This window comes from Paenibacillus sp. S25 (assembly GCF_019454085.1).
Classification (GTDB): Bacteria; Bacillota; Bacilli; order Paenibacillales; family Paenibacillaceae; genus Paenibacillus; species Paenibacillus polymyxa_B.
Genome location: NZ_CP073683.1, coordinates 1,524,168 through 1,550,351, shown reverse-complemented (window position 1 = coordinate 1,550,351; position 26,184 = coordinate 1,524,168). Strand labels below are relative to the sequence as shown.

24 protein-coding genes and 1 riboswitch are annotated in these 26,184 nt (G+C 48.0%); of the genes, 6 read left to right on the top strand and 18 right to left on the bottom strand.

Features of this window, described 5'->3' with window-relative positions:
• Window positions 1-28: 28 nt before the first annotated feature.
• Window positions 29-1,294 carry a PTS transporter subunit EIIC gene (locus KAI37_RS06655; protein ID WP_220030950.1) on the bottom strand — a complete coding sequence of 422 codons (1,266 nt, stop codon included), beginning with the start codon at window positions 1,292-1,294 and terminating at the stop codon, window positions 29-31.
• Window positions 1,295-1,796: 502 nt separating this feature from the next.
• Between KAI37_RS06655 and KAI37_RS06650 the strand changes: the two genes are divergently transcribed.
• Window positions 1,797-3,497 carry a methyl-accepting chemotaxis protein gene (locus tag KAI37_RS06650; protein WP_220030949.1) on the top strand — a complete coding sequence of 567 codons (1,701 nt, stop codon included), beginning with the start codon at window positions 1,797-1,799 and terminating at the stop codon, window positions 3,495-3,497.
• Window positions 3,498-3,652: 155 nt separating this feature from the next.
• On the opposite strand, the gene KAI37_RS06645 is transcribed toward KAI37_RS06650, so the two are convergent.
• From KAI37_RS06645 to cobD, 10 genes are all read right to left on the bottom strand, one after another.
• On the bottom strand, window positions 3,653-5,272 hold the full coding sequence (locus tag KAI37_RS06645; protein ID WP_220030948.1) for a cobyric acid synthase: 1,620 nt from the start codon (window positions 5,270-5,272) through the stop codon (window positions 3,653-3,655).
• A gap of 38 nt (window positions 5,273-5,310) precedes the next feature.
• Complete coding sequence (cobS, locus tag KAI37_RS06640; protein ID WP_220030947.1) at window positions 5,311-6,180, bottom strand: adenosylcobinamide-GDP ribazoletransferase; 870 nt, start codon at window positions 6,178-6,180, stop codon at window positions 5,311-5,313.
• A complete protein-coding gene (gene cobU, locus KAI37_RS06635; protein ID WP_053324914.1) occupies window positions 6,177-6,743 on the bottom strand; it encodes a bifunctional adenosylcobinamide kinase/adenosylcobinamide-phosphate guanylyltransferase in 567 nt (188 codons plus the stop codon). Before cobU ends, cobS begins: the two co-directional genes overlap by 4 nt.
• Complete coding sequence (cobT, locus tag KAI37_RS06630; protein ID WP_220030946.1) at window positions 6,740-7,810, bottom strand: nicotinate-nucleotide--dimethylbenzimidazole phosphoribosyltransferase; 1,071 nt, start codon at window positions 7,808-7,810, stop codon at window positions 6,740-6,742. The genes cobU and cobT overlap by 4 nt, the downstream gene beginning before the upstream one ends.
• A gap of 43 nt (window positions 7,811-7,853) precedes the next feature.
• Complete coding sequence (locus tag KAI37_RS06625; protein ID WP_220030945.1) at window positions 7,854-8,687, bottom strand: ABC transporter ATP-binding protein; 834 nt, start codon at window positions 8,685-8,687, stop codon at window positions 7,854-7,856.
• Complete coding sequence (locus KAI37_RS06620) at window positions 8,684-9,730, bottom strand: FecCD family ABC transporter permease (protein WP_025722675.1); 1,047 nt, start codon at window positions 9,728-9,730, stop codon at window positions 8,684-8,686. The genes KAI37_RS06625 and KAI37_RS06620 overlap by 4 nt, the downstream gene beginning before the upstream one ends.
• On the bottom strand, window positions 9,727-10,734 hold the full coding sequence (locus tag KAI37_RS06615; RefSeq protein WP_220030944.1) for an ABC transporter substrate-binding protein: 1,008 nt from the start codon (window positions 10,732-10,734) through the stop codon (window positions 9,727-9,729). The genes KAI37_RS06620 and KAI37_RS06615 overlap by 4 nt, the downstream gene beginning before the upstream one ends.
• Before the next feature lie 208 nt (window positions 10,735-10,942).
• A riboswitch (cobalamin riboswitch) is annotated at window positions 10,943-11,136 on the bottom strand.
• 122 nt (window positions 11,137-11,258) lie between these two features.
• On the bottom strand, window positions 11,259-12,011 hold the full coding sequence (locus KAI37_RS06610) for a histidine phosphatase family protein (protein ID WP_220030943.1): 753 nt from the start codon (window positions 12,009-12,011) through the stop codon (window positions 11,259-11,261).
• A gap of 43 nt (window positions 12,012-12,054) precedes the next feature.
• Window positions 12,055-13,026, bottom strand: a complete 972-nt coding sequence (gene cbiB / locus KAI37_RS06605) for an adenosylcobinamide-phosphate synthase CbiB (RefSeq protein ID WP_220030942.1) — start codon at window positions 13,024-13,026, stop codon at window positions 12,055-12,057.
• Window positions 13,016-14,119 carry a threonine-phosphate decarboxylase CobD gene (cobD, locus tag KAI37_RS06600; RefSeq protein ID WP_076293790.1) on the bottom strand — a complete coding sequence of 368 codons (1,104 nt, stop codon included), beginning with the start codon at window positions 14,117-14,119 and terminating at the stop codon, window positions 13,016-13,018. The genes cbiB and cobD overlap by 11 nt, the downstream gene beginning before the upstream one ends.
• A 159-nt stretch (window positions 14,120-14,278) precedes the next feature.
• Between cobD and lplA the strand changes: the two genes are divergently transcribed.
• Window positions 14,279-15,280: a lipoate--protein ligase gene (gene lplA, locus KAI37_RS06595; RefSeq protein ID WP_071644246.1), complete on the top strand. Its 1,002-nt coding sequence runs from the start codon at window positions 14,279-14,281 to the stop codon at window positions 15,278-15,280.
• Between the two features lie 162 nt (window positions 15,281-15,442).
• Window positions 15,443-16,243, top strand: a complete 801-nt coding sequence (locus KAI37_RS06590; RefSeq protein ID WP_023987642.1) for a Cof-type HAD-IIB family hydrolase — start codon at window positions 15,443-15,445, stop codon at window positions 16,241-16,243.
• A 138-nt stretch (window positions 16,244-16,381) separates the two neighbouring features.
• On the opposite strand, the gene KAI37_RS06585 is transcribed toward KAI37_RS06590, so the two are convergent.
• Window positions 16,382-17,293 carry a DMT family transporter gene (locus KAI37_RS06585; protein WP_013309297.1) on the bottom strand — a complete coding sequence of 304 codons (912 nt, stop codon included), beginning with the start codon at window positions 17,291-17,293 and terminating at the stop codon, window positions 16,382-16,384.
• 132 nt (window positions 17,294-17,425) lie between these two features.
• Here KAI37_RS06585 and KAI37_RS06580 point away from each other — a divergent pair, with 132 nt between their 5' ends.
• Complete coding sequence (locus KAI37_RS06580; RefSeq protein WP_220030941.1) at window positions 17,426-18,919, top strand: aminotransferase-like domain-containing protein; 1,494 nt, start codon at window positions 17,426-17,428, stop codon at window positions 18,917-18,919.
• Between the two features lie 15 nt (window positions 18,920-18,934).
• Here the strand turns inward: KAI37_RS06580 and KAI37_RS06575 are convergent, their stop codons facing one another.
• Window positions 18,935-19,705 carry an MBL fold metallo-hydrolase gene (locus KAI37_RS06575; protein WP_071639972.1) on the bottom strand — a complete coding sequence of 257 codons (771 nt, stop codon included), beginning with the start codon at window positions 19,703-19,705 and terminating at the stop codon, window positions 18,935-18,937.
• A gap of 165 nt (window positions 19,706-19,870) precedes the next feature.
• Complete coding sequence (locus KAI37_RS06570; protein ID WP_061829549.1) at window positions 19,871-20,932, bottom strand: sulfate/molybdate ABC transporter ATP-binding protein; 1,062 nt, start codon at window positions 20,930-20,932, stop codon at window positions 19,871-19,873.
• A gap of 222 nt (window positions 20,933-21,154) precedes the next feature.
• On the opposite strand from KAI37_RS06570, the gene KAI37_RS06565 reads away from it, so the two are divergent.
• Window positions 21,155-21,556 carry a secondary thiamine-phosphate synthase enzyme YjbQ gene (locus KAI37_RS06565; protein WP_023987637.1) on the top strand — a complete coding sequence of 134 codons (402 nt, stop codon included), beginning with the start codon at window positions 21,155-21,157 and terminating at the stop codon, window positions 21,554-21,556.
• A gap of 173 nt (window positions 21,557-21,729) precedes the next feature.
• On the opposite strand, the gene KAI37_RS06560 is transcribed toward KAI37_RS06565, so the two are convergent.
• The 3 genes from KAI37_RS06560 to KAI37_RS06550 form a co-directional block, all read right to left on the bottom strand.
• A complete protein-coding gene (locus KAI37_RS06560) occupies window positions 21,730-22,311 on the bottom strand; it encodes a TetR/AcrR family transcriptional regulator (RefSeq protein ID WP_023987636.1) in 582 nt (193 codons plus the stop codon).
• Window positions 22,312-22,316: 5 nt separating this feature from the next.
• Entirely contained in the window at window positions 22,317-22,949 is a 633-nt protein-coding gene (locus KAI37_RS06555) for a YigZ family protein (protein ID WP_023987635.1), read from the bottom strand.
• Window positions 22,950-23,090: 141 nt separating this feature from the next.
• Window positions 23,091-24,446, bottom strand: a complete 1,356-nt coding sequence (locus KAI37_RS06550) for a glucose-6-phosphate isomerase (protein ID WP_013369975.1) — start codon at window positions 24,444-24,446, stop codon at window positions 23,091-23,093.
• A gap of 250 nt (window positions 24,447-24,696) precedes the next feature.
• On the opposite strand from KAI37_RS06550, the gene KAI37_RS06545 reads away from it, so the two are divergent.
• The gene (locus tag KAI37_RS06545) at window positions 24,697-25,596 is read left to right on the top strand and encodes an NAD(P)-dependent oxidoreductase (protein WP_071639971.1); all 900 of its coding nucleotides are present in this window, start codon (window positions 24,697-24,699) and stop codon (window positions 25,594-25,596) included.
• A gap of 108 nt (window positions 25,597-25,704) precedes the next feature.
• Here KAI37_RS06545 and ppnP read toward each other — a convergent pair whose 3' ends face one another.
• Window positions 25,705-26,019, bottom strand: coding sequence for a pyrimidine/purine nucleoside phosphorylase (gene ppnP / locus KAI37_RS06540; protein WP_025722684.1), 315 nt, complete (start codon window positions 26,017-26,019; stop codon window positions 25,705-25,707).
• Window positions 26,020-26,184: the final 165 nt, after the last annotated feature.

Below are 26,184 nucleotides of genomic sequence, written 5' to 3'. Positions count from 1 at the left end.
CATGAGGCTTTTGGGCGTTGGCATCGCCTTAGCTGTCAGGGCTCTTTTCCACAACCGAGTTCGGAGAAGCATTCATGCCAGATGTGGACACTCCTTGCGAATGCTCATCTTTTTCATCCACAAAGCCCATAAAATACGTAATTACGCCAGCTGTAACTAATGAGATCAACATTCCCAAAATAGCATATATAAATGTAGGACCGGCGAATAATCCCAAGCTGGGCAGACCTGATATACCACCAATAGCCGTTGCTTCAGTTTCAGATAAACTCATAAATGCACCACCGAGAGCCCCTCCGATCAACGCCGCAACAAAAGGCTTCTTAAAACGCATTGTGACTCCATACATCGCAGGCTCAACCACCCCCATCATGGCAAGCAAGCCTGTCCAAAAGGCCAGCGTCTTCACTTTGACATTTTTGGATTTAAAAAGCACGCCAAATGCTGCACCTGCCTGGGCAAGTACCGCTGCCACTACCACAGGAAAGACATGATCGTAGCCCAGTGTTGCAAGCGAACTGATCATAATCGGTATCATTATATATTGCATACCTGCCATAATAAGCAAAGACATCGCGCCCCCGAGCAGCAGCCCTGCAAACACTCCTGCATTATCAAATAACCATGCGAGTCCATCCGATAAATGTTGACCAAGATACCCCCACAACGGGCCAAGAACGAACATCATCAAAGGTATAAAAATCATCAGAGTCAAAGTCGGGACAGCCACTACTTTAAGCCAATAGGCGGTATGCTTGTCTAACCATTTTTCCACATACGACGCCATCCAAACGACAACAAGCATTAGTATTATGGAAGAAGCAGACTGCCCGTCTATGACTGACAAGTCGCCAAAGCGAACCTCCTCACCAGACTGGAAAAACTCTGTCAGGCGGGGATGCAATACTGATGCTCCGATGGCAGCCGCAACAAACATATTGCTGTTCAACTTTCTTGCCGCACTTGCCGCAAACAGGATGGGCAAAAAATAGAATACCCCATCGCTGATAACCAATAAAATGGTATACGCCTGTTGATCAGATAACAAACTAGTAAATACCTGTTGGTCTGAAAACAAAAAACCTAAGGACATGAAAATAGATATTAATACTTTTATCATTCCCGCCCCAATCATTGCTGGCAAGATCGGAGTGAATACGCCTGATACATAATCTAATAGACGACTTATCGGATTTCTCCCTGTGGCAGATCTGTAACTTCCGGAAGTCTGCTCCTGTTCATCTTCTCCCCTGACCTGCGAAATCATTTCTTTGGAAAGTAAATCCCGATTCATAACTACCTTTTCCCCTTTTTATATGTATATTGAAGAACACTTTCGAACTTACCAAACCAAGCTTAGAAGAATATTGTAATAAAAGTAGTATTCCTTATGCTACTTATATTACTTCTTTTTTACAATAGTTTTAAAGAAGGAGTAATCTATTCGTTTTTATGCACCTGATAATTTACATCTAACTTACATCTAAACACCTAAGACCATAGTTATATATTTTTTGTTTGTTTTTGGGCAAATATGACTATTCAACCGCCTGTTAATTATGTAAAATAGGTCTAACCTACTTTTTAGCAAATCATGGATTACTTCCCTTTCACATTCTTGTCCCTTGAATACAGCTGAAATATACATAGAATCCGAACATTTTCAGTCTTTTCTTCAAGCAAGGAGAGGAAAACAAGTAGATCATGGCGTGTCTAGTATCTTATTGGACAAGCGGCCTACATCAAGCAGGGAAATTCGTCTGATTTTATTACCATCATGTGAGAGGAGAATTTTCATGAAGAGTTTTAATCGTTCCATTGGCGCGAAATTACGAATTATGTTTTTGCTGATTCAGCTCTTTGCATCCCTTTTATTCAGCATCAGTTTCTATGCAATATCCATGAGTATCATTAATAACAGTGTCATGCCTCAAGTAGACCAATTGCTAGAAACTGGAGCTAAAAATGTGTATCAGGATCTCAATATTTCTTTAGCGGTTCAGGCCCAACAAGGAAGCGGTTCTGATTCTGGCTCCGCTATACAGATGGAATCCTATCTTCAGGACAAGGTCGACACTCTCAAATTAGAATCGGCATATATCGCGGTAGTAAAGGATGGTAAAGCCGAAGTCGTCGCAAGGAATGTAAAATCAGTATACAAGGTCAAGGATGTACTCATTCCTGTAGAGGATATTAAAAAAGCAAAACAAGGCGAAATGAATATCAGTGAAATTTACAGCGATTCGTACGGAGTACACAAAACAGCCTTCTTTGCTATATCGGGTAGTAATCTAGTTCTGGGTGTGAACGAGGATGTCGGATTCGTACAGGAAAAATCCCAACAAATTTTATGGATTTGCATAGGTATTACATTGGCAACGCTCCTGCTGGGCGGAATTATTTCTACCCTCGTGATACGTAAAGTTGTAGAACCCATTGCTGAATTGGTTCGTCATAGCGAAAAAATCGCTCAAGGTGATCTTTCACAAGAAGCGAAAGTTCATGGAGTCAATGAAATTGCCCAACTTGCCCGCAGCTTCCAATCCATGTCTCATAACTTGAAAGAAATGATCGGCCACGTGCTTTCTACATCCGGTGCGGTTGTTGAAGGATCGGACGAGCTGCTTCGTCGGACTGAGGCTATGAGTGTAAAAGTGCAGGACTCTACAGTTGCCGCAGAGGAAGTAGCAAAGGGCAGTACCAGCATAGCTACAGCTGCTGCTGAAAATGCACAGGCTATGGAGGAAATCGCTCAAGGTGTTCAGCACATCGCCTCCTCTGCCAATGATGTATCCGATCAAATCAGTGAAGCGACGAAAGAAACGATTAACGGTAATACGCTCGCTCAAAAAGCTGTAGCTCAAATGTCACAAGTTGGACATGCTGCCGATGAATCGCTTCGATACATCCATAGTATGAATGAGCGCTCAGAAGCCATTGGCAGTATCGTTTCGGCTATTTTCGATATTACGAAGCAAATTCAAATGTTGTCCCTGAATGCCTCCATTGAAGCCGCCCGTGCAGGCGAACATGGACGGGGCTTCGCCGTAGTAGCTGGAGAAGTACGCAAGCTTGCCGAGCAATCTAAAGAAGCCACACAAGAAATTTCTGACTATTTGGTTACCATTCAAGAAGTATCGCAACAATCTGTGGACTCTGTGACCCAGGTTAGCCGTGAAATTCATTCGGGAACGGAAATCGTTCAACAAGCGAGCTCAGCCTTTAACCAGCTAAGTGAGCTTATGCAAAAGATCAATGCTACGATTCAAACGGTATCTGCAGCAACGGAGCAAGTATCCGCCAGCTCGGAGGAAGTATCTGCTTCCGTGGAAGAGACAGCTCTCATCGCTGCCAATGCACAGCATATGATTCAAGAAATCGGTTTTAACGCCGATGAGCAACTAAATGAAATGGAAAGCCACAGCGAGGTTGTTCGCCAATTAAGCAAACAAGCAACCGAACTGCAAAAGGCAGTTCAAAAATTTAAAATTACGTAATCCGATACAATAGAGGATTTTGCAAAAATCCCATAAGCGACTGGAATCGAATTTTGCAAACTCCTGAATAAAAAGAGGTATCTCACAGTCTTGAAAATGGCTGTAGAGATACCTCTTTATTTTTTAAAAGCGATTTTAATAATCATCCATGAAGTTTATGAATTCATTCCCATAATACGATAAATTTGCTCCATATCTAAATGATCCCGTACCACCTCTGCGACACGGTCAAACTCTCGTTCCTTGGCTTCACGTACAGTAAAAGTGCTTTCTAAAGGTGCCAAGCCCTTGGTTTGTCGCAATCCATCCAGCCAGCACCGGCGAAAACGGTCATTATCAAACACACCGTGCAAATAGGTTCCCCATACTTTACCGTCTGTCGTACCCCAGCCTTCCTCAAAAGCAGTTCCTTCGCCACGCCGGATATGGAATAACCTTTTCATTTCGCTTAGGTTAAAAGGTATATCTGTAGGTTCGTATGGTTTCGTAACATACTCCGTAACGCCCATATGTATTTCATAGCCTTCAATGCTTAGCTTGGAGGCAGAACCCGAATCAGGCACAGTGCTAAGCAAAAGCGGGCAATGATTAGACAGGGTTCCCTGTACGCGTACGGTTTGCTTTTCCTTTAAAAAGGTCGTGGATAGAGCCAGCCAACCTAACCCTTCTGCCTGCTGCGGCAACCCAGATTCGACGGCTTCGGGATCAAATAGCGCTGTACCCAGCATCTGATAACCTCCACAAATGCCAACTAGCTGTGTGCGTCCGGTATTCATAGCCTGCCGAATGTCTTTCTCCAGACCTCTCTCACGCAATTCCAGCAGGTCTCCAATGGTGTCTTTGGTCCCTGGTAAGATAATGGCGTCCGGTACGCCCAACTGTCCGGCTTCTGTGACATAACGAACACTCACATCCGGCTCTGCGGCCAGAGCATCCGTGTCTGTAAAATTGGAAATCCGCGGATATTGTATCACCACAATATCCAGTTCTTTATCCTTTGCAGATTGCTTGGGCTTCTTGTCCAGTACTACCGAATCCTCTGCTTCAATGCGAATGTCTGGTAGATAGGGCAATACACCGAGTACAGGAATGCCCGTCCGTTCTTCCAGCCAGTCTAATCCCGGTTGAAGCAGAGACAGATCACCTCTGAATTTGTTAATGATAAATCCGCGGATACGCTGTACTTCATGGGGTTCCAGTAACTCGATGGTTCCTACGAGAGAGGCAAAAACACCGCCCCGGTCGATATCTGAAATAAGCAACACTGGAGCATCCGCCCAGCCTGCCAGATTCATATTTACGATATCGCGGTCCTTCAAATTAATCTCTGCCGGGCTGCCCGCCCCTTCCATAAGGACAATATCATAGGTATCACGCAACCGATTCAGAGCAACCATAACGGTCTGTTTGGCTTTTGGCAAAAAATCCTTCCGGTAATCGGAGGCGCTCATATAGGCATAAGGTACACCGTGTACAACAATTTGTGAGTGCATATCTTTGACTGGCTTAATCAGAATCGGATTCATGTCAGTCGTGGCCTCAATACCGCAGGCCTCAGCCTGCACCCCCTGAGCGCGTCCAATTTCCTTGCCGTCCTCGGTAACATAAGAGTTTAACGCCATATTTTGCGACTTAAACGGTGCGGGACGATATCCGTCCTGCGTAAAAATACGGCAAAGCGCAGTTGTCACCACGCTTTTGCCCACATCCGACGCTGTTCCTTGAAGCATCAAAACGGCTGCCGGGTTCGTGCAGGACGGTTCGAAAGTTGACAATTGCCTCTTCCCCTTTAACGAATTCATTTCAAATCTGGTCACAACCCGTACAAAATTACAATAAACAATAATAAAACAGTCTCCAGCAATTCGTTTAAAGTTCCGTATATATCTCCCGTAAGTCCACCCAAGCGGCGGTTAATACGGTTTGCCGTGAAGGTTCCAACACCGTAAGCCAAGACCGGAATCAACACAAAACCTATCGAGATTGGAAGGCTCTCAGAATATGAAAGGAACGTCTGTATGGTTGATCCTGCCAACGACAGATTCCCAGTATCCCTTGTTGCTGTAGCCAAACCTGCCAGAAGATATTGTCCTACGGCAGCACTCAAGGTCACTAATACAGCCCAGAATACGGCTAACCCTACGCGGCCACCACTCATATCAGCAAAACGCGCAGCCAGCCCATCATCATTACGGGCTTTAGGCCAGCGCTTCATTGCATGTACCATAAACCAGCGGCTCCAAACCATCGGAAGCAGCAGCAAGCCAGACACATTCCGTTCAACCAACACCGTATACAGCAAAGAAGCCTTGAGCATGAGTAGCAACACACAAGCAATAACGCCCATCGCTCCTACACGGCTATCCTTCATAATCTCCAGCATCCGCTCACGGGATCGGTAGCTGAACAAGGCATCAGCCGCATCCATCCACCCGTCCAAATGTAATCCGCCCGTCAACCAAACCCAGACAACAAGCGTAAGAATCGCACACGGCAACGGCGGCAACACCATAGAAGTAAGTGCCGCAAAGCCCCAGACAATGATGCCAATAACCACTCCAACCAGCGGATAATAACTTGCACTGCGTTTAAGCAAATTCGGGGAAAAATCCAATTCCGCCTTCACCGGAAGACGCGTTAAAAATTGAAAAGCCGCAGCAACAGCCTGACGTTCGCGGCTCATAGCTTATATTCCAACTGTTTGAGTTCTACGGGAATGCCCGCCGTCACCAAAAATACTTCATCACAAAGACGGGCAATCCGCTGATTCATAACCCCACTCAAATCCCGATACAGCCGACCCAGCGGATATTCGGGCACAATACCGTCACCCACCTCGTTGGTCACGATGACGAGCTGCCCCGGATACTGCTCCACAGCTGCCGCCAGTTCATTAATGGCAGCTCTGGACGCAGCTTCGCCGTCCTCGCCTGCGGCCAGCAGTACGTTCGACAGCCACAGGGTCAGGCAGTCGACTAGCACCATAGGCGCGGGTGATGGCTGCGACGCTTGATCGCCGCCAAGCCGTCGCAGAAGCTCCGGCAGCGCCTGCGCTTCCTCCAGCGTCTGCCAGTCGTATCCGGCAGACTCGCGCTGGACCCGATGAAGGGCGATGCGCTCCTTCATCTCCATGTCATAGGCTTGCGCCGTTGCAATATAGCAGGCGCCAGGCGCGCGCGACATGCATAATCGCTCGGCAAAGCCGCTTTTCCCGCTACGTGCCCCGCCAGTCACGAGCGCTTTCATCGCTGCGCGGCTCCCTGACCGTCCGATACGCCTGCATCGGCAAAGGTCGCCATTTCGCGCATAATGCGGCACGCCGCATCAATCAGGTGCAAGCTAAGCGCACCGCCTGTGCCCTCCCCGAGCCGCATGTCCAAATGAAGCATGGGCTCCAGCTTGAGCTGGCGGAGCACTGCCGCGTGCCCACGCTCGTCCGAGGCGTGCGAAGCGAGCATGTACGCAGCGCTAGCAGGCGCAAGTGCACGCGCTGCGAGGGCGGCTGCGCCTGAAATAAAGCCGTCCAACACAACTGGACAGCGATGTGCGGCTGCCCCGAGGATGACTCCTGCCAAGGCGGCAATCTCCAGACCGCCGACCTTAGTGAGCACGTCGAGCCCATCATTTGCATCTGGCTGGTTCACGTCTAATGCGCGGCAGACAACCGACATTTTACGGGTAAGCCCAGCCATATCTACACCCGTCCCCCGGCCTACGATAACTTCCGGCTCTAGCCCAGTGAGAGCACATACGACCGCAGCGCTGGCTGTCGTATTCCCGATGCCCAGCTCTCCGGTAACGAATAGCCGTGTGCCACCTTTAACCGCTTCTGCTACGGCTTCTGCTCCGGCCAAAACCGCCTGTTCCGCTTCCGTACGCAGCATCGCTGGCCCTTTAGCTATATTCGAAGTACCCATGCGTACCTTACGGTCCACCAGATTCGCGTGAGCGACATCCGCATTCACGCCAACATCTACCACCTTGACATCTGCGCCCGCATGGCGTGCCAGCACATTAATTGCCGCGCCACCTGACAGCATGTTATACAGCATTTGCTGTGTAACCTCAGCCGGAAAGGCACTGACTCCCTCTTCACACACCCCGTGATCCGCAGCCATGACCATAACCGTTTTACGATCAAATTCAGGCTTGTCCACTCCTGTAATTCCTGCTAGCTGAATGGCCACACTTTCCAACTTTCCAAGACTTCCCGGTGGCTTTGTTAATTGGTCCAAATGGGCTGAAGCTGCCGAGGCCGCCACCCCATCCGGCTGGGCAATGCTATCGATCAGCTGACGCAGCTTGTTGTTCATACCTTCCACTCCCTGCTCTTTTTAAGTGTGTTTCATCGTTTATTTAATTTGCTGTATCCGAAGCACTCCTGCGCAGCAAGAGCTGCGGCACACCGCTATCGGGATGCGGAAGCATCACAGGCTCAACACCGTATATTCGTCGAATCCGATCCTCGGTTAATAACTTCGATGAAGCTCCCAATCCTTCAACCATTCCATCCTTGAGTACAAGCAAATCTTCACAAAATTGGGCTGTCAAGTTAAGATCATGCAAGACCGCAATGATCGTCACACCCGTTTCTTGGCGCCAATCTGCCAGTAGTTCCATAAATTCAAGCTGATAGCGCAAGTCCAGATAGGTCGTAGGCTCGTCCAGCAGCAATATTCGTGGCTCCTGCACCATTACTTTTGCCAAAGCTACACGCTGTCGCTGTCCCCCACTCAAGCGGTCCAATGCTCTGTCCGCCAGCGTGGTAAGACCCAATCGCTCCAGCACGCGATCCGTGATCGCCTCCACATCAACATCCTTTTCCCTGCCTAGCCAGTCCTGATGAGGAAAACGTCCCATTTCTACGACTTCCCTGACGGTGTATCCCACTGGAGGAAGCCCTTCCTGTTGGAGTACGGCTATGAGACGGGAAAGCTCTTTTCTGCTGTAGCTACCGACCTTTTTGCCATAGATATGAACGTTTCCCGAAGTTGGGTGATCTACACCCGAAAGCAAATGCAGCAAGGTCGATTTTCCACTGCCGTTCGGACCAATAATCCCCCACCAGGTTCCTTCGTCGACGCTCCAGCTTATATTCTTTAACGCATGGAACTCTCCATAGGCACGTGTCAGACCCGCTACCTCTAATGCCCGATCACGTACCTTCTGTGATTCACTTTGTTCTGTCACAGCAGTTCCCCCCTGCGCAGCTTCTTGTTCCGGTACAGGAGATATGCGAAGAACGGTGCCCCAACAAAGGCCGTCATCACGCCCAGAGGAATTTCCGTGGGGGCTAACAACGTGCGAGCCGCCGTATCTGCCCAGGCCATAAAAATAGCTCCACCGAGCGCAGATAATGGAACAATCATCCGGTAATCAGGCCCTGTCACCAGACGAATGATATGCGGTACAACGAGTCCCACAAAGCCAATCACTCCACATACCGACACAGCGGCTGCTGTCAGCAGCGTGGAAATGATCAGAACAGATAGCTTCGTCGCATCTACATGAACTCCCATGTGAGCCGCCTGACGTTCACCCAAAGCCAAAATATTCAGCACACGTGCCCGGTTCCATAGAAATACCAGTCCTATGACCACATAAGGTAAAAGGATTCCTGTATATGACCAACCTCGCAGACTAAGACTTCCCATCGTCCAGTACAATATTTCATTGACCGTCTCCTTCGACATGGCTGTCAGAAAGGAAACAACCGCTCCCAGAAAGGATTGCATCACCACACCCGACAAAATGAGACTTTGTGTCGGAATTTTTTTACCTTCCCGTGCCAACGTCAGCACCATCCACAGCGTCAGCATTCCGGTCGTAAATGCCACTAGCGGCAGCGTCCATATGCCAACAAATGAAAATTGAAGGCCCCAATAGATCAGTACTGCCGCTCCTACCGAAGCCCCCGAGGATACCCCCAGTGTATACGGATCAGCCAAAGGATTACGCAGCACACCCTGAAATCCGGCTCCCGCCAGCGCCAGCGCTGCTCCTACCAACATTCCCAATAACACTCGTGGTAATCTGACCTTCAAAATAATCTGCTCTGAGGATGTATTCCAATCCGGTGTAAACGTATCGCCTAACCACGGAAGGTGGTTAACCAGTATGCCCGTGATCTGGCTGACCGGAAGCTTGGCCGAGCCGATGCCAAGACAGAGCAGCAGCGTCAGCAACAGCAAGACAAGACCTGTCCCTCCAAAGCCGATCAGTTTACGGTTCATTTGAAAATTTCAGGATACACGCCCTTGGCCACTTCCTTGAGACCTTCCGTTACGCGTGGACCCGGACGACTGATCAAATTATCATCCACGGCAAATACCCGGTTGTGGCGAACAGCCGATATTTGATCCCATCCACTGCGAGCTTTAATGATTTCGCCGAGCGTTTGACCAGTTTTGTCGTCCTTGACACTTTTGCTGTACAAAATCACGTCAGGGTTCGCAGCAATAATATTTTCTTCACTAATTTGGTACCACCCCTTCTGCGTGGCACCTACATTTTCGCCGCCCGCCAACGTAATCAGCTCGTCCATAAACTCGCCTTTACCAACTGTCCAGCCTGGTGAAAACTCGACGTATACCCGCAGCTTCTGCCCTTTACCGATATTTTTAACTCCTTCTTTCACTTCCGCTACATCTGTCCTCATCTTGTCAGTCACCGCTCTCGCTTCCTTCTGATGGTCGGTGATTTTCCCATACAATTCGATATTAGCTATGACATCTTCAACTGTCTTCGGTTCCGTTTTAAAAATCATAATTCCCATGTCACGCAGCTTGGTCGTAGCCTGTTCACTAAGTGATATCCCTGCAAAAACGACTTCCGGGTTAGCAGCAATGATCGCCTCTTCGTTCGGTTTCATAATACCGCCTACTTTAGGCTTTTTCGTAGCTGCTTCCGGGTAATCAGAGTAGTCGGAGACGCCAACTATTTCCTTATCCAGCCCGATGGCGAATAGCGCCTCGGTTTCTGCCGGGGAGACGGAAACGATTTTATCCGGCGCTTTTTTGAATGTAAATTCCTGTCCTGTTGCATCCTTAACCGTGAGTGGGTAAACTGTTTTGCCCGGAGGCTCTTGTGCGGTTACGGTCTGTCCCGGCTGCTGTGAAGAATTCTGGTTCTCTTTATTTTCAGCATTTTTTCCATTAGCGCCACATGCACTCAGCACAACTGCCAAAATCAGAACCAATAGACCTGTTGTCCAAACCTTTATTTTTTTTCCTGCCATGATTTGCACCCCTTCATAAAAAAATCGTTAAGAGCGTTACTTGAACATCATCAGATATCTTCTAAATCCAGCCTTCTTTTCCTATCAAAAAAACCCCGCATCCTCATATCAGGACACAGGGGTCACGTTAGCGCAGATCGTGCGCAGGCGGCAGCTTCTTTCCGCATGGACAGTCACTGCGAACACGTCATCCTTTCCTCGAAGGATTATGGTGACAGGCGGACGGGCAGGTATCCTGACTTATGGTAAAATCCATGTCCTGAAATTCTTTCATATGCTTAGTAGCACATAAAGAAGGACTAACGGGCATGTTTCCATTTACAGTGGCGGGACCGCGCCGGACTCACACCGACTTCCCTTTTAACAGCGCAGGCAAGGGAAACCATAGTTTCATCACGCTGCGCCGACCTCGTCTGCTGGATATTTGATGTAGTGGTAGTCAAGCCGTTCTTTTACTTGATGATTATAGGTTAAAAAGAGGCGGCTTACAACCCAAACAGCCTCTTTATCCGCTGGTGTCTAACCTAATGAGGAAGCATTTCTGCTATGTAATTGTGCCGTCCTGCCGACCTCAATTGAATCCTAAATGATTCTCCCGGCCTCGGATTCAGACTCCAAAAATCATGACCCGGTATCAGCATGCAAGCCAACTGACGAATTACGCCACCATGCGTAACGACCAAAACTGAGGGCGGCGCAGCAGTCAAATCCATGGGTTGAACTTCCATAGCAACACGCCATTCATACAGAGAGTCAAGAAATTTCCGTAGACGATTCACAAAATCTGCCCAAGACTCTCCTCCAGGAGGGGTTATCCGTTGCGGCTCATCAATCCAAGCGCGATACAACGACACATCCTTGAGCATGTCATACGTTTTTCCATCCCACTCGCCAAAATGAAGCTCTCGCAGACGTGGTTCCATTATAGGAGACATAGTAGATAGGGAACCTCCAGACGTCAATTCTGATTCCGGCACAATGATCTGCAGGGTCTGGCGACATCGCATTAAATCGCTGCAATAGATTCGAGCAAAGGACTGCCCTTGCAATTTTTCTTGCAAAGGCTTTAATTCCTGCTCTGCTCCCGGTAGCAAACCTAAGTCGGAGTGTCCCAGATATCGACGTTCCTTATTCCATAAGGTTGTACCGTGACGAACTAACACGAGTTCCATGTCCCAATGCAGATCTTCTTTAGCATCATACGGCACCTTATCCTCCTGTGAGTTCGGACTTTGTGCGTATTCTACCGTCCTTTTTGCTGCTATATCTTGTTTCAAGAAATGTCACTTCCTGCTCGATCATTATTCAGTGTGTCACTCCTCACCGCACCCATCCCAAAGCAAAACAACCTGCGGCTCCTAACAAACACAATCCTACAAACATACTGGACACGGCGAACATCAGCTGGATCGTATGCCGTATATCTTTCGACTCTAGCGGTCGTATCCAATCGCCCATGTATGCACGAAAGGAGCGCACGCCATGATACACATTATAGCCTCCAAGACGAATCCCCAGTGCACCAGCAACAGCCGATTCCGGGAAGCCACTGTTTGGGCTTGGGTGCAGACGAGCGTCTCGCTTGACTGTGCGCCAGCTTCTTGCAGCATCTCGCTTGTACATCCACGCCGCTACCACAAGCATTGCCGCTGTCAGGCGTGCCGGAATGTAGTTAGCGACATCATCCAGACGTGCTGAAGCCCAGCCTAAATGCAGATACTTTTCATTTTTGTAGCCAACCATGGAATCGAGCGTATTCACAGCACGATAAGCCAGCGCCAAGGGTGCTCCCCCGATCAAGGCATAAAAAAGCGGGGAAATAATCGCGTCCACGATATTTTCAGCGACCGTTTCGACGGTACCGCGTACAATCTCAGGCTCATCAAGCTGTTGCGTATCCCGCCCAACTATCATGCCCAGCTCCCGCCGTGCCGCAGCCAGGTCATCCGCCTGCAACGCTCGGTATACTGCCATTCCTGCGTCCTTTAGTCCTTTGGAAGCAATCGTGGTCGCAATCAGCACCATTTCTACGCCGACAGACAACCACGGATGAATCCAGGCAAGCAAGTGTAACAGCGCCCAGGCGAGCGCAAAGGAGCCTCCCGCCACAATGAGCGGAAGCAGTATGCCCGCACGTTTTAGCCCCCGGTCACTTCGGACCTGGCGGCGAATCAATTTTTCCAATGCCGAAATGGCATGTCCCATACCGATGACTGGATGCGGCAACCACCTCGGATCACCGATCAGCCTGTCCAAAAGGTAGGCTGCCAGGATAATCAAGCTAACTGTCACGCCGCTGCTCCTCCTCCAGCACTTCACCCAATACAGACAGCAGCCTGTCGTTGGCTTCTGCATCCTTGACCGCAATCCGAAAATGGCTCGTCGTCAGTCCCGGATACATAGCACAGCTACGTATAAGAATTCCGCGTTGTCCAAGCGCCTGCTGAATAGCCGATGCGCTCCACGTACCCGGCGCCCTTGCCAGCACGTAATTGGCTTCACCGGGAACGACACCGCAGCCCCATTCCGCCAAGGCGGTCAACAGGCGGTTGCGCTCCGCAGCAATCAGCTCCTGTGTTTGGCGCTCATATGCTTGCCCACTTCTCAAACACGCCTCCCCAGCCAGCAACGCCAATCCATTCACACTCCAGGTCACCTGTTTGGCCGTCATTCGCCGGATATAGTCCGGATGAGCAATCGCATAGCCCAATCGCAAGCCAGGAATGGCATAAAATTTGGTCATTGACCGGATCAAAATCACATGAGGATAGCGATCCAGCACAGGCAGCAGTGAGATTCGCCGTTCCATCGGAATAAAATCAATGAATGCTTCATCCACCACCAGCACGGTACCCGTTGTGCCAGCCGCCTCTGCCAGCTCGCACAGCTCCTGCTCACTATATTGCACGCCATTTGGATTATTCGGCTGTCCGAGGAACAAAACATCTACCTGCTCCATGAGCTGAAGGATGTCCTCCACGTCCGCCTTCCATTGAAGCGAGGCCTTCCCATACACCCGGTTGACCTCGGCTCCGAATTTGCCAGCCAGCTCGGCATATTCCGAAAAACACGGCTCCACTGTACCCACACGCTTAGGAGCTAGTCCCAATAGTAGGAGCGCCATGCTTTCAGCCGCTCCGTTTCCGATACTTAGCGACTCCGGTGGAACATGCAGTCGCCGTGCGAGCATATTTTTAAAATTCCGATGCCCGGGGTCTGGATAGCGAATCACAGTGTCAAATGAGTGTTGCAGCGCCTCAAGCACCTCCGGCGGTGGACCAAGTGGATTAATATTTGCACTAAAATCTACAAAATCCGCAGCAGCTCCGCCAAAAGTCGCGGCAGCTGTTTCCCTGTCCCCGCCATGACCATAAACCTCTATCATTGCCTCTCATCCTTTCCGCCCGTTTCCAATCATTTAGCTCCATTATGAGGCTGCTTTTTGCGTCCCGTCAATGCAAATGAGCTTTTGTACATGGCTCACTTGGGTTACAATAGAAGGAGGCACACATAAATTACACAGTTTATATACGGAGGAATGGACATGCTGTTCATCGACAACCAGGGCATACACGATCCAGCCATTAATCTTGCTATTGAGGAATACGCGCTCAAGCATCTACCGCTGGATGACAGCTATTTGCTGTTTTATATTAATCAGCCTTCTATTATTATAGGCAAGCATCAAAACACTATTGAAGAAATCAACGCCGAGTTTGTTAGGGACAACAATATTCAAGTCGTTCGTCGCCTGTCCGGCGGTGGGGCTGTATATCATGATCTCGGTAATTTAAATTTCAGCTTCATTACTAAGGATAACGGGGAGTCCTTTCATAATTTCCTCAAATTTACGCAACCTGTGATTGATGCACTCCGCCAAATGGGAGTAGAAGCTGAAATGACAGGCCGCAACGATCTACAGGTCGGAGAACGTAAAATTTCAGGAAACGCTCAGTTTGCCACACGCGGACGTATGTTCAGCCACGGTACATTGATGTTTAACCTGAATCTGGACAATGTGGCTGCATCGTTGCATGCCAATCCCGAAAAATTCAAATCCAAAAGCACTAAATCCGTCCGCAGTCGCGTGGCTAACATCAGCGAACTGATGGACCGTGAGATGACCATAGAGCAATTTCGCGAGGAACTACTGCGTTTCATATTCGGATCAGAATTGGATCAAGTACCTCAATATAAGCTCACCGATGCCGACTGGGCCAAAATCCATGAAATATCCAAAGAACGCTACCAATCGTGGGATTGGAACTACGGTCTATCCCCCGAGAGCAATATCAAGCACACACGTAAATTTCCGGTCGGTATTATTGATATCCGCATGGATCTTAAGGAAGGCTACATCCGTGATATTAAAATCTATGGGGATTTCTTCGGCGTGGGTGACGTTGCTGATATTGAAAATATCCTGCGCGGCAAGCGCTATGATGAAGGTGAGGTCCGTCAAGCCTTATCCTCTCTCGATTTGAAGCACTATTTTGGTAATATTGAGCTGGACGATTTTGTTGGACTTGTATTTTTGGAAGACTAACCGTTACTTTTTTCCATCGTTTCAAGCCAATACTTCAGTGGTTATAAGGGGACAGGCTCTTATAGGAGCCGTCCCCTTTTCATTGCGATATTGTCATTTTGAATATTATAAGATACAATTTTAACATTGCCCCATGATAGAGATAAAGGAGAGAATACCGATATGTATAAATTAATTGCCATTGATATTGATGATACACTCATTAACGACCAGAAAGAAGTTACACCGGCGACACAACAGGCATTAGAAGCTGCTGTAGCTAAAGGTGTGGTGGTTACCCTCGCTACTGGACGAGCTTATGCCTCCGCCCACAAAATTGCTCGCCAAACTGGTTTGAACGTGCCAATCATTACGTACCAAGGAGCTTTGGTTAAAAACCTGCTGGACGAAAACGTGCTGTATGAGCGTTATGTTCCACTCGTGGCTGCACGTCGCCTGTATGAATTCTGCGTGGAACGCAATCTGCATCTGCAAACGTATATAGATGACAAATTGTACACACGTGAAGATAATCAGAAAATCAAAGATTACACGGAGCTGAACAACACGGAATATTTTGTAGAGCCTGTGTTCAGTAAAGTTATAGAGCAGCCGGCTCCTAAACTGCTAATCATCGACGAGCCGGAAGTATTGGATGAATTAATTCCTGAACTTCGCGAACTGCTTGGCAATGAAGTGCATATTACAAAATCCAAGCCTCATTTTCTGGAAATTATGCATCATGAAGGCACCAAGGGTCACGCGCTTACCTTCCTTGCAAACCATTTTGGCTGTGAACTGTCGGAAACGATTGCCATCGGCGACTCTTGGAACGACCATGAAATGCTTGAATGCGCTGGTCTCGGCATAGCGATGGAGAATGCCATTCCTGATTTGAAAAAGCTGGCTGATTACATCACTCGTAGCAATAACGAAGACGGTGTTAAGCACGCCATCGACAAATTCGTACTCAATGTTGAATAAACAAAAAGTGCCTGCTCCCATAATTCTTAAATGAAGTAATACAACAACAAAGCCTCCAACTGTCGCATGATCAGTAACACACGACAGTTTGGAGGCCTTTTCTGTCAGATCATATAATAACCTGACCGCTATAAAATATCAGGCAGCAGAACGTACCTTACGCCTGTTCACCAGACGGATAATTCCATTGTTCATAAGGATTAATCCGGTCACAATGAGCAGCACCCCAGCCAGCATCCACCAGCTTACATGCTCTCCATACAACAACGCTCCCAAGCCCACCGCAATCGGCGGTGATATATACAGCCACGTCGTCGGAAACAGGGGATTTGTACGCTCCATGAGCCAGTAGAACAGTGTATGTGCAATCATCGAACCAAACAGGATCAGATAAAGTAAAGACCCCATGGCAGGAAGGTACTGCCACCCCTCAGAACTCCACGGTTCCGTGATCGCAGACAGCAACAGCAGCATCCATCCCCCATGGATCATTTGCGCCGCATTCAGGGCAATCGGGTTCGTTTCACGAAATACATCCATCACTCGCTTGGAATAAAGAGCTCCCCCGGAATAACACAGCTCCCCCAGCAAAATGACAAGACATCCCGCCAGCCACAGACCACTGATCTGAACCGCCAATCCGGGCAGCACAACCAGCACCACACCAAGAAAGCTGATCATGCAGCCAACGACCGTAATCCGTGACGTTTTTTGCCGTAGCAGTACAGATTGCAAAATGACGATCATCATCGGCCCGGTAGCTGACAAAATAGCTCCGATCCCCGAGCTGACATATTGTTCTGCCCAATACAAGGCTGAAAATGTACCGAAGGTCGTTCCTGCTCCAATCAGCAACATTTCCTTACGCCATAATAACGACCATCGTACTTTTCCGGTCAGCTTCATAGCAATGAACAATATCGCCCCTGCCGCGAAAAAACGTACACCTGCCGATAGAAATGGCGGAAGTCCGGCTTCCACTCCCACTTTTATGGCCAAAAACGTTGTGCCAAAAATAAGACACATTACTGTAAACGCGATACCTATCATGATACGTCCCTCTCCCTTCAGTTGCTTTTAAGCATACAGGGAGACGAACAGAACAGATGTATAACTACAGAACAGTTGTATACGTTTTTAAAGTGCTATATAGTACAATACACAGAAAGGAGCGTGGACAGCATGGGTAAGAACAACAGCGAACTACTCTTTCCAGCCGATCATGCCTTAAAGCTGTATGAGCAGGTTATCCATTATGTAACTGTGCGGATTGATCGTGGGGATTGGCAAACAGACATGAAGCTGCCGTCCGTACGAAGCTTGGCTCAGGAGCTGAGTGTACATCGGCTAACTGTTTTCCGGGCATATCAGGAGTTGAAGCAACGGGGACTGGTCTATGTAAAGGACAAATCAGGATATTATGTTCATGCTTCGCAAGCGACTGGGCATGCAAAATATGCTGGCTACTCGGGACATTCGTCCATTGACCTCACGATTCACTCCGAATCTGCCCATGCGGCAGATGATCCGTCAGTTTCAGCCTGGAGAGGAATGGATGGACTTAGCCGCGTTCAATCGGTAAATGCGAATTTCCAGTTTTCCAAAGCGCTGATTGACCCCTCTCTCCTGCCCAACCGATTTTGGGGAGAGCTGATGATGCAGGTATTTGAAAAGCATCCAAAAGTAGCGGCCACCTATTCCGCTGTACAGGGCGATGCCGAGCTTCGGGAGGCCATGGCGCAGCATTTTAGCGTGGATAAGCATTTTGCTTTATCACCGGATGAAGTGCTGATTACCTCCGGAGCACAGCAAGCCATTGATTTAATTGCCCGATCTCTGCTCCGTACAGGAGACCGTGTATTGATCGAACGCCCTGCCTATGGCCCCGCTATGGAAATATTCCGTAGACTAGGCGCACGTCTGACTATGACTGATATTCGACCAGAAGGTTATGATATGGACCAGATTGAGTGGTGCATGAAAACGGAAAAACCACGCCTCTTTTATATGAATCCAACATTCCACAACCCGACGGGCTTTACGGTCCCCGATAAGCAGCGCAAACGACTGCCTGAACTAGCTGAGCGCTACGGCTGCCTCATTGTTGAGGATGACAGCACCTATGACATCAGCTTTGGGCAAAAGCCCCCTTCTCCGATTTTCGCCTATGATGTTTCGGGAAGCGTCGTCTACATTCGAAGTTACAGTAAATATGTCGCACCCGGTCTACGAATCGCAGCCGTGACCTGCCGACCACAGCTCATGAACAGCCTGCTGAACATCAAAGCGTTGGTGGACAATGGATCGCCACTGCTGAATCAAAAGCTGTTTTTACAATACTTTCAATCTCCACGTATGCAGCAACATATTAAAAAGCTATGCATTGCGCTCCAGATTCGTAAGGAAACGATGGAAGACAGTCTCCGCGATTCCGGTTGGACATGGACCAGCCCGGCGGGGGGACTCAACCTGTGGCTCCAGCTGCCTTCAACGTTGAAACCTAATGAATTACTTGCCAAAAGTATACAAGAGTCCGTATCCTTTGTTACTGGCAATGTGTTTGATCCCATCGGCGCAGAGGGTAAAACGCATATTCGGCTGTCTTATTCATACGCCAACGAGCTACAAATCAAAGAAGGAATCTCCACACTTCTACGTATCAGTCGAACGATGTAAAGGTAAAGAGCAACCTTATTCTAACGGCAAACTCATGCCGGTGTATGCCAAGCTAATCCCTTCCAGAAGCCCATAGTTGCGTGTGACATCCACATCATGGGACATATGTGTAAATACCGTGCTTTCAGGCTTAAGCCTTCCTATAAGCTCCTGAGCCTCCAGCATGTCATATACGGAACGGGTGGCATACTCGGCCTCCTCATGATAAAAACTCGTTCCCAGGACGAGCAAATTCAGATTGTGCAAGGGCAGAATTTCCGCCTCATTTAATCCAATCGAATCCGAACAGTAAGCCCACGAGAAGCCGTCCTTTTCCAGACGATAAGCGTAGGCATATCCGTTCTTCCCGTGATTCACACGCCACCCCCGGATATTCCATCCCCCAAGTTGGGCACCCTGATCTACTGGAATAAGATCCAAGTTTCCAGAGAGCCAGGAAAATTGACGCAAGATCGTGTCGATCACTTCCTGTGGCGCGTACAAGCGACCTCTGTTCCCAGTCCAGCGACAGGCATCTGCCCATTCTGGTAATCCTCCAATATGGTCAAAATGTGCATGTGTCACAAGGATCGTAGGGATAAAACGCAGACCCCGTAATTCTAGCTGTCTGCGCCAGTCCGGGCCACAATCAATCATAAAGTCCTCCGTCTCGCTTTCGATCAGCACAGACGATCTCAATCTTACATTCGCCCCTGTCGTGCGAGCTTCTGTGCATACGAGACAATCACAATATACACGCGGAACCCCCATTGCATCCCCCGTGCCAAGAAAAATAAGCCGATTCATGGTTTAACTCCTATCTATCTGGGTCTTTTTACTACTATTATAACGAACAGACCGATTCTACGTAAATCATCAGTGTAAATCCTTCCAGCGTCCAACGCCAAAAGGAGCATGCCCAAAGCCGTGAAATCAGGCTAGACATCCCCTCATGCGTGATCGTATTTATTTTTAGATGATGATAGGCATTGGATCTTCCTTCAGACGGTTTTCCACCATCCAGCTGGACTGGTCATTATAAAGATAGGCTCGATGCACCAACACTCGCACTTGCTGACCAGGTTCCAGCGTAGACTTCTCCAGCGAGCGGTATGTCATGAGACGATGATCCCCGACCTGTACTTCAACCATCCACTCACTTCCACGAAAATGCAAATGCTTCACTGTGCCTTCCTCGGTCGCCGACAGAAGCGTAAATTCCTCGCTTGGCCCGACATCAATATACTCCGGACGGATCAAGGCACGTGTTCCCACTCCAGCAGCTTCTTCGAAGCCTCTGAGACTGCCTGCCTGTTCAATCACTGTAGATTCCCCAATAAAGGAAGCCACAAACGGGGTACCCGGTTTTTTATAAATATCCCAAGGCGTTCCCTTCTGCTCCAGTCGTCCCTGATTAATCACCATAATTTCATCCGCTACTTCAATCGCCTCATCCTGATCATGGGTGACAAAAATTGAAGTAATACCCACCCGCTCAATCAACTCTCGCAGCCAGGTTCGCAGCTCCTGACGAATCTTGGCATCAATAGCTGCAAAAGGTTCATCCAGCAGCAGCAGTTGAGGCTCTGGTGCCAAAGCACGCGCAAAAGCAACCCGCTGTCGCTGTCCACCTGACAACTGATGCGGATAACGATGCTCAAAACCTTTGAGCCCCGTTAGTTCGACCAACTCTGTAACCCGTTCCTTGATGCGGGTTTTGGAGCTTTTTTTCACTTTCAGACCAAAGGCAATATTGTCGTAGACGCTCATGTGCTTGAACAAAGCATAGTTTTGAAATACAAATCCGATTCCACGTTCCTGCGGGGACAGCTCGTTTACCCTTTTTCCGTGAAAATGAATTTCTCCTGCATCCGGTTGCTCCAGACCCGCTAAAATACGAAGAATGGAGGTTTTTCCCCCACCACTTGGACCGAGTAAACCAATAAGATGGCCCGCCTGAATATCAAAAGATACGTCCTTTACCGCATGAAAATTACCGAAATGCTTGTTTAATCCTCTTACTTCCACATGCATATCCGTACACTTCCTTTCCGCTTCTGGACCTGTTCAGGCACAACAGCAGCCTTGCTTACCGCAAAGCACGTACCTCATTTGAAATCTTTTAATTATTCCAATGTATATACTATGTTTTTTTCTTATGTGATACTTTATCAAAGGAAAGTAATTTTCGTCAACTCTATATTTTATCTTAGGAATTAAAAGGGTAAAGTATTAAGAAGAAAGGAGATGGAGTCATTGCTGCATACTTTAGAATTATCCACTACACGGCGAGATGAAATGCGAGATATTACACGAGAGGTTGCTTCATTGATCGAAAAAAGCGGGGTACAACAAGGAACCGCACTTGTTTATTGTCCACACACGACAGCCGGCATCGCCATTAATGAAAATGCAGACCCAGACGTCAAACATGATGTGATGTTAAGACTAGATGAAGTTTATCCGTGGGAGCATCCCCAATATCGCCATATGGAGGGAAATACAGCTTCCCACCTAAAATCCATTACGACAGGCCCCTCACAAACGATCATCATCCATGATGGAAAGCTGTTGCTCGGACGATGGCAGGGGCTTTATTTTTGTGAATTCGACGGACCACGCAGACGCCAATACCATGTAAAGATCATGGAGGGTTGACGGACCGGGTAAAAAAAACAGACCATGATGTTTTCCTACTGGATGCATCATCGTCTGTTAAATCCTTAGTCGCTTTCGCAAAGTACCGTAATAATAAGTTACCGTCATGAAGTGCATACACCCAGAAAAGCGCCCTACATGTTCATGGCTGAAGCGTGTGAATGCAGGTATGCTCATAGGTGTCTGCACAGCAGCTTTACATGTGCTAAAGCAGCAGGCCTAATTTCTTCAAATGTTAAACCGTCCTGAATATAAAAGGATACAAAGCCATGCATGGATAAAAACAGGCTTTTCGGTACCCTTGAGCAATCTTCCTCCGAATGCCCCTGTCCACTCAATTCTTGACGGATCATAGACGCAAATAGTTCCACACAACGGTTTTGCTCTGTGCGACAGTATGCAAATAGTTCTTCATCGTGCATCATGAACATAATTTCGTACTGATATGGATTTTCCAAACCAAAACGGATAAATTCCAGCATCAAGTACTCCAGTCTGCTCAAGCCATCATCAGACGTACCTGTTGCTGCTTGCAGTAGAATCCCACGCAATGTATTAAAATCTTCAATCACAATGGCATAGAACAGTTCAGCCTTCTCTTTAAAATGATAATATAACGAACCATGACTGTAACCCAGATGCTGGCCAATGCTGCGCATTGAAATCGCACGGTAGCCCTTGGTAATAAACAAGTGCCTGGCCGCTTCCAGAATCCGCCCTCTTGACAACTCCTGTTCTACTGCTCTTCTAGCCATATTATTTATTCCCCTTCAATAAAGTAAAGCTGCTCTCCCTCCGACACAAGCGATTGCCCCTGCGTCAAGTCTGTTATCCAGTTGCTGAAGGATTCCGCATCACCAGCCAGCGGCAGACAGGTTAAGGTAACTTTATCCGTAAACATTGTTTCTCCAGTGCGGATGCTGCGATTGCGTAATTCATTTTCCACTTTGCCCAACCAGGTATAATCCAATTCTACAAAAACTTCGCGATGCAGCACACGCGTAATTGCATCCCCTGCCTCGATTGCTGCAACAGCACCATCTGAATATGCGCGAATCAGACCGCCTGCTCCCAGCAAAATCCCACCAAAGTAACGGGTAACAACAATAGCGACATTTTTCAGCTTCTGGTTGCGGATCACCTCCAAAATAGGCTTTCCAGCCGTACCACTCGGTTCTCCGTCATCCGATTGCTTTTGGATTTCGTCTCTTTCCCCAATCATGTAAGCAGAACAATTATGGGTAGCGTTCCAATGCTCTTTTTTGATGCGTTCTATGAAAGCAGTTGCTTCTTCCTCAGTTTGAACAGGCTGAATATGTCCGATAAAACGGGATTTTCGGATCACAATTTCCTTGTTGCCGGCACCGCGTACGGTTCGGTATTGTTCCAACATACACGTATAACCTTCCTTACTTCATTTTACAAGAAAGCAGTCCCCCGCTTCTGGCAGCTGGTGAACTGCTTTCCTGTACTTTACTATACACTATAACACTTCTGACCGAAATCCTGTTTCGCATCAGAGATTACAGCACTCTTATTCAGACAATCTCGCTTCAAGCTCAGCTTTTTCTTTTTCGAAGCCTGGTTTGCCGAGCAGCGCAAACATGTTCTTCTTGTAAGCTTCTACGCCCGGTTGATCGAACGGATTTACGCCCAACAGGTAGCCGCTGATACCGCAAGCTTTTTCGAAGAAATAAGCAAGATAGCCGAAAGAGTAAGGGCTCAAGTCAGGAATATTTACAATCAGGTTCGGTACTTGTCCGTCTGTGTGAGCCAGCAATGTACCTTGGAATGCCTTTTTGTTTACAAAATCCACAGTTTTGCCTGCCAGGAAATTCAGTCCGTCCAGATCATCCTCATCTGCTTCGATGGTGATGTGACTAGGTACATTTTCTACTTGAATTACCGTTTCGAAAATGTTGCGGCTGCCTTCCTGAATGAATTGTCCCATGGAGTGCAGGTCTGTCGAGAAATCAACAGAAGCAGGATAAATGCCTTTGTAATCCTTGCCTTCGCTTTCTCCGTACAACTGTTTCCACCACTCGGATACAAAATGAAGAGACGGCTCATAGTTTACGAGAATTTCAATTGCTTTACCTTTGCGGTACAAAGCGTTACGAACAGCTGCATATTGATAAGCCTCGTTCTCAGCTACATTCGGGTTGCTGTACTCTTTGGAAGCGTCTGCCGCCCCCTGCATCATTTCCTCGATGTTAATGCCTGCAGTAGCAATCGGCAACAAGCCTACTGCTGTCAGCACGGAGTAACGACCACCCACATCATCAGGAATAATGAAGGATTCGTATCCTTCCTCGTTAGCCAGTTTTTTCAAAGCGCCACGTTCTTTATCCGTCGTTGCATAAATACGCTTGCGTGCTTCTTCTTTACCGTATTTTTTCTCCAAAGCTGCACGGAATACGCGGAATGCGATAGCTGGCTCTGTTGTCGTACCTGATTTAGAAATGACGTTCACTGAGAAGTCTTTTCCTTCAATCAGTTCCAACAGATGATTTACATATGTAGAGCTGATGTTGTTGCCTGCAAAATAGATAGCTGGACCCTTGCGTTGATCTTTAGGCAGCGCATTGTAGAAAGAATGCGACAGCATTTCGATCGCAGCACGTGCTCCAAGGTAGGAACCGCCGATACCGATTACGATCAGTACCTCGGAATCGCTTTGAATTTTAGCAGCAGCCTTTTGGATGCGCGCAAACTCTTCTTTATCATAATTAGTAGGCAGGTCAATCCAACCCAAGAAATCGGAACCTACACCGGTTTGGTTGTGCAGTTGCTCATGAGCCAACTTGATAGGCTCTGCAAAATAATCAATTTCGTGCTGACCTACAAAGGAGAGTGCTTTAGTGTAATCAAAAATAACTTTTTTAGACATGTTTGGAACCTCCTGTTTGGTATTACTAAGACCATGAATACGAACATAAGGACTTAGGAATAGGATACTTTAATTTGCTGGGCCTGACAAGCTTGCGTTACCTGTGTATCCTGTGCTTGACAGCCCTTCTTGTAGATAGGGTAGCATGCCCATGCTACAATTAACTGAGATCAACCTGTTTCAATATTCAATTCAAGCCGAACTCGCATCTGCATCGGACGGCAACTTCCAACAAGAAAGGTGATTAGCAATGAAAAACATCGGATTTATCGGACTGGGCACCATGGGCGCCCCGATGGCATCCAATCTGCTAAAGCAGGGATTCGGAGTCACAGTTTATAATCGTACCGCTTCTCGCTGTGAACCACTGGCAGAGCAAGGCGCACGTACAGCTTCAACTCCTCGTGAAGCAGCTGAAGGTCAGCACTTGGTCATTACCATGGTCAGCGATGATCATTCCATTCGTGACATCTATTACGGCGAAGACGGCGTGTTTGCCGGTCTTACGGCTGGCATGACTGTGATGGACAACAGCACGATTTCACCTGATCTGGTCAAACAACTGGCCGCCGAAGCGGACAAGCTGGGCTGCTCCTTCATTGATGCTCCCGTAACAGGCAGTAAGCCTGCCGCTGTAGACGGCACACTCGTGTTCATGGTTGGCGGTAATGCAGAAGCCATTGCGGCACAATCAGATGTTTTTGATACGTTGGGCAAAAAGGTACTTCATATGGGACCTAATGGCAGCGGAGCCGTAGCCAAGCTCGCTCATAATACGATGGTTGGTATTCATAACCTCGCTCTGGCTGAAGGCTTTGCTATCGCGGCTAAATCCGGCATCCCGGCAGACAGCTTCCTTGAATTGGTGCAACTCGGATCGGCAGGCAGCAAGGCCGCTGACCTGAAAGGGCGCAAAATCATTGAACATGATTTTAGCAACCAGTTCTCACTTGCCTTGATGCTTAAGGACTTGAAGCTTGCTTCCTCACTAACAGACAGCCTGTCCATCCCTGCACCTATGTTATCCATTGCCAAAAGCCTGTTTCAAGCCGGGCAAACGCAAGGCTACGGCGACGAGGATCTATCCGCTGTCGTGAAGACATACGAAGCATGGATTGGCCGCACCATTGGTGGTCAACCTCTCGAATAAGCTGTACCTTTCTTTGTAACCATACGGCTGTGCTTGTGTACATATGGCATAGCTTTAGGGTAAGCACACTTGGCTTGAAAGCTGAGTGTGCTTACCCGTTTTAGCTTATTATTCAGGATAAGAACAGCAATAATCAGTTACACTTCGTACTTCCAGCTTGAATGAAGACTTTGCAGGTACGTGAAAGGTTGACGTCCCTTGTATTTCCAGCCATTCCTCAGTACCTGGAAGCAACACTCTCAAATCCCCTGCCAAAATCTCCATGATCTCACGGGAATCTGTGCCGAACTCATACGTTCCTGGCAGCATAATACCCAGTGTAACCTTACTGCCGTCACCCAGGATGACTGTACGGCTTGTAACCTGACCATCGTAATAAACATTTGCTTTTTTAACTACGCTTACTCCATCGAACTGTGTCATTCGTTATCCCCTCATCTGCTCTCAATGGTTGAATGAATATTTGTGCATCATAACATAGATTTGATTCCAGCTTCAGTATGAAAATACACACTGTATCACCGTATGCTATACACTGGAATTCAATAGTGATTTTTTTACAAAACATCAACTGTATGAAACAAACAG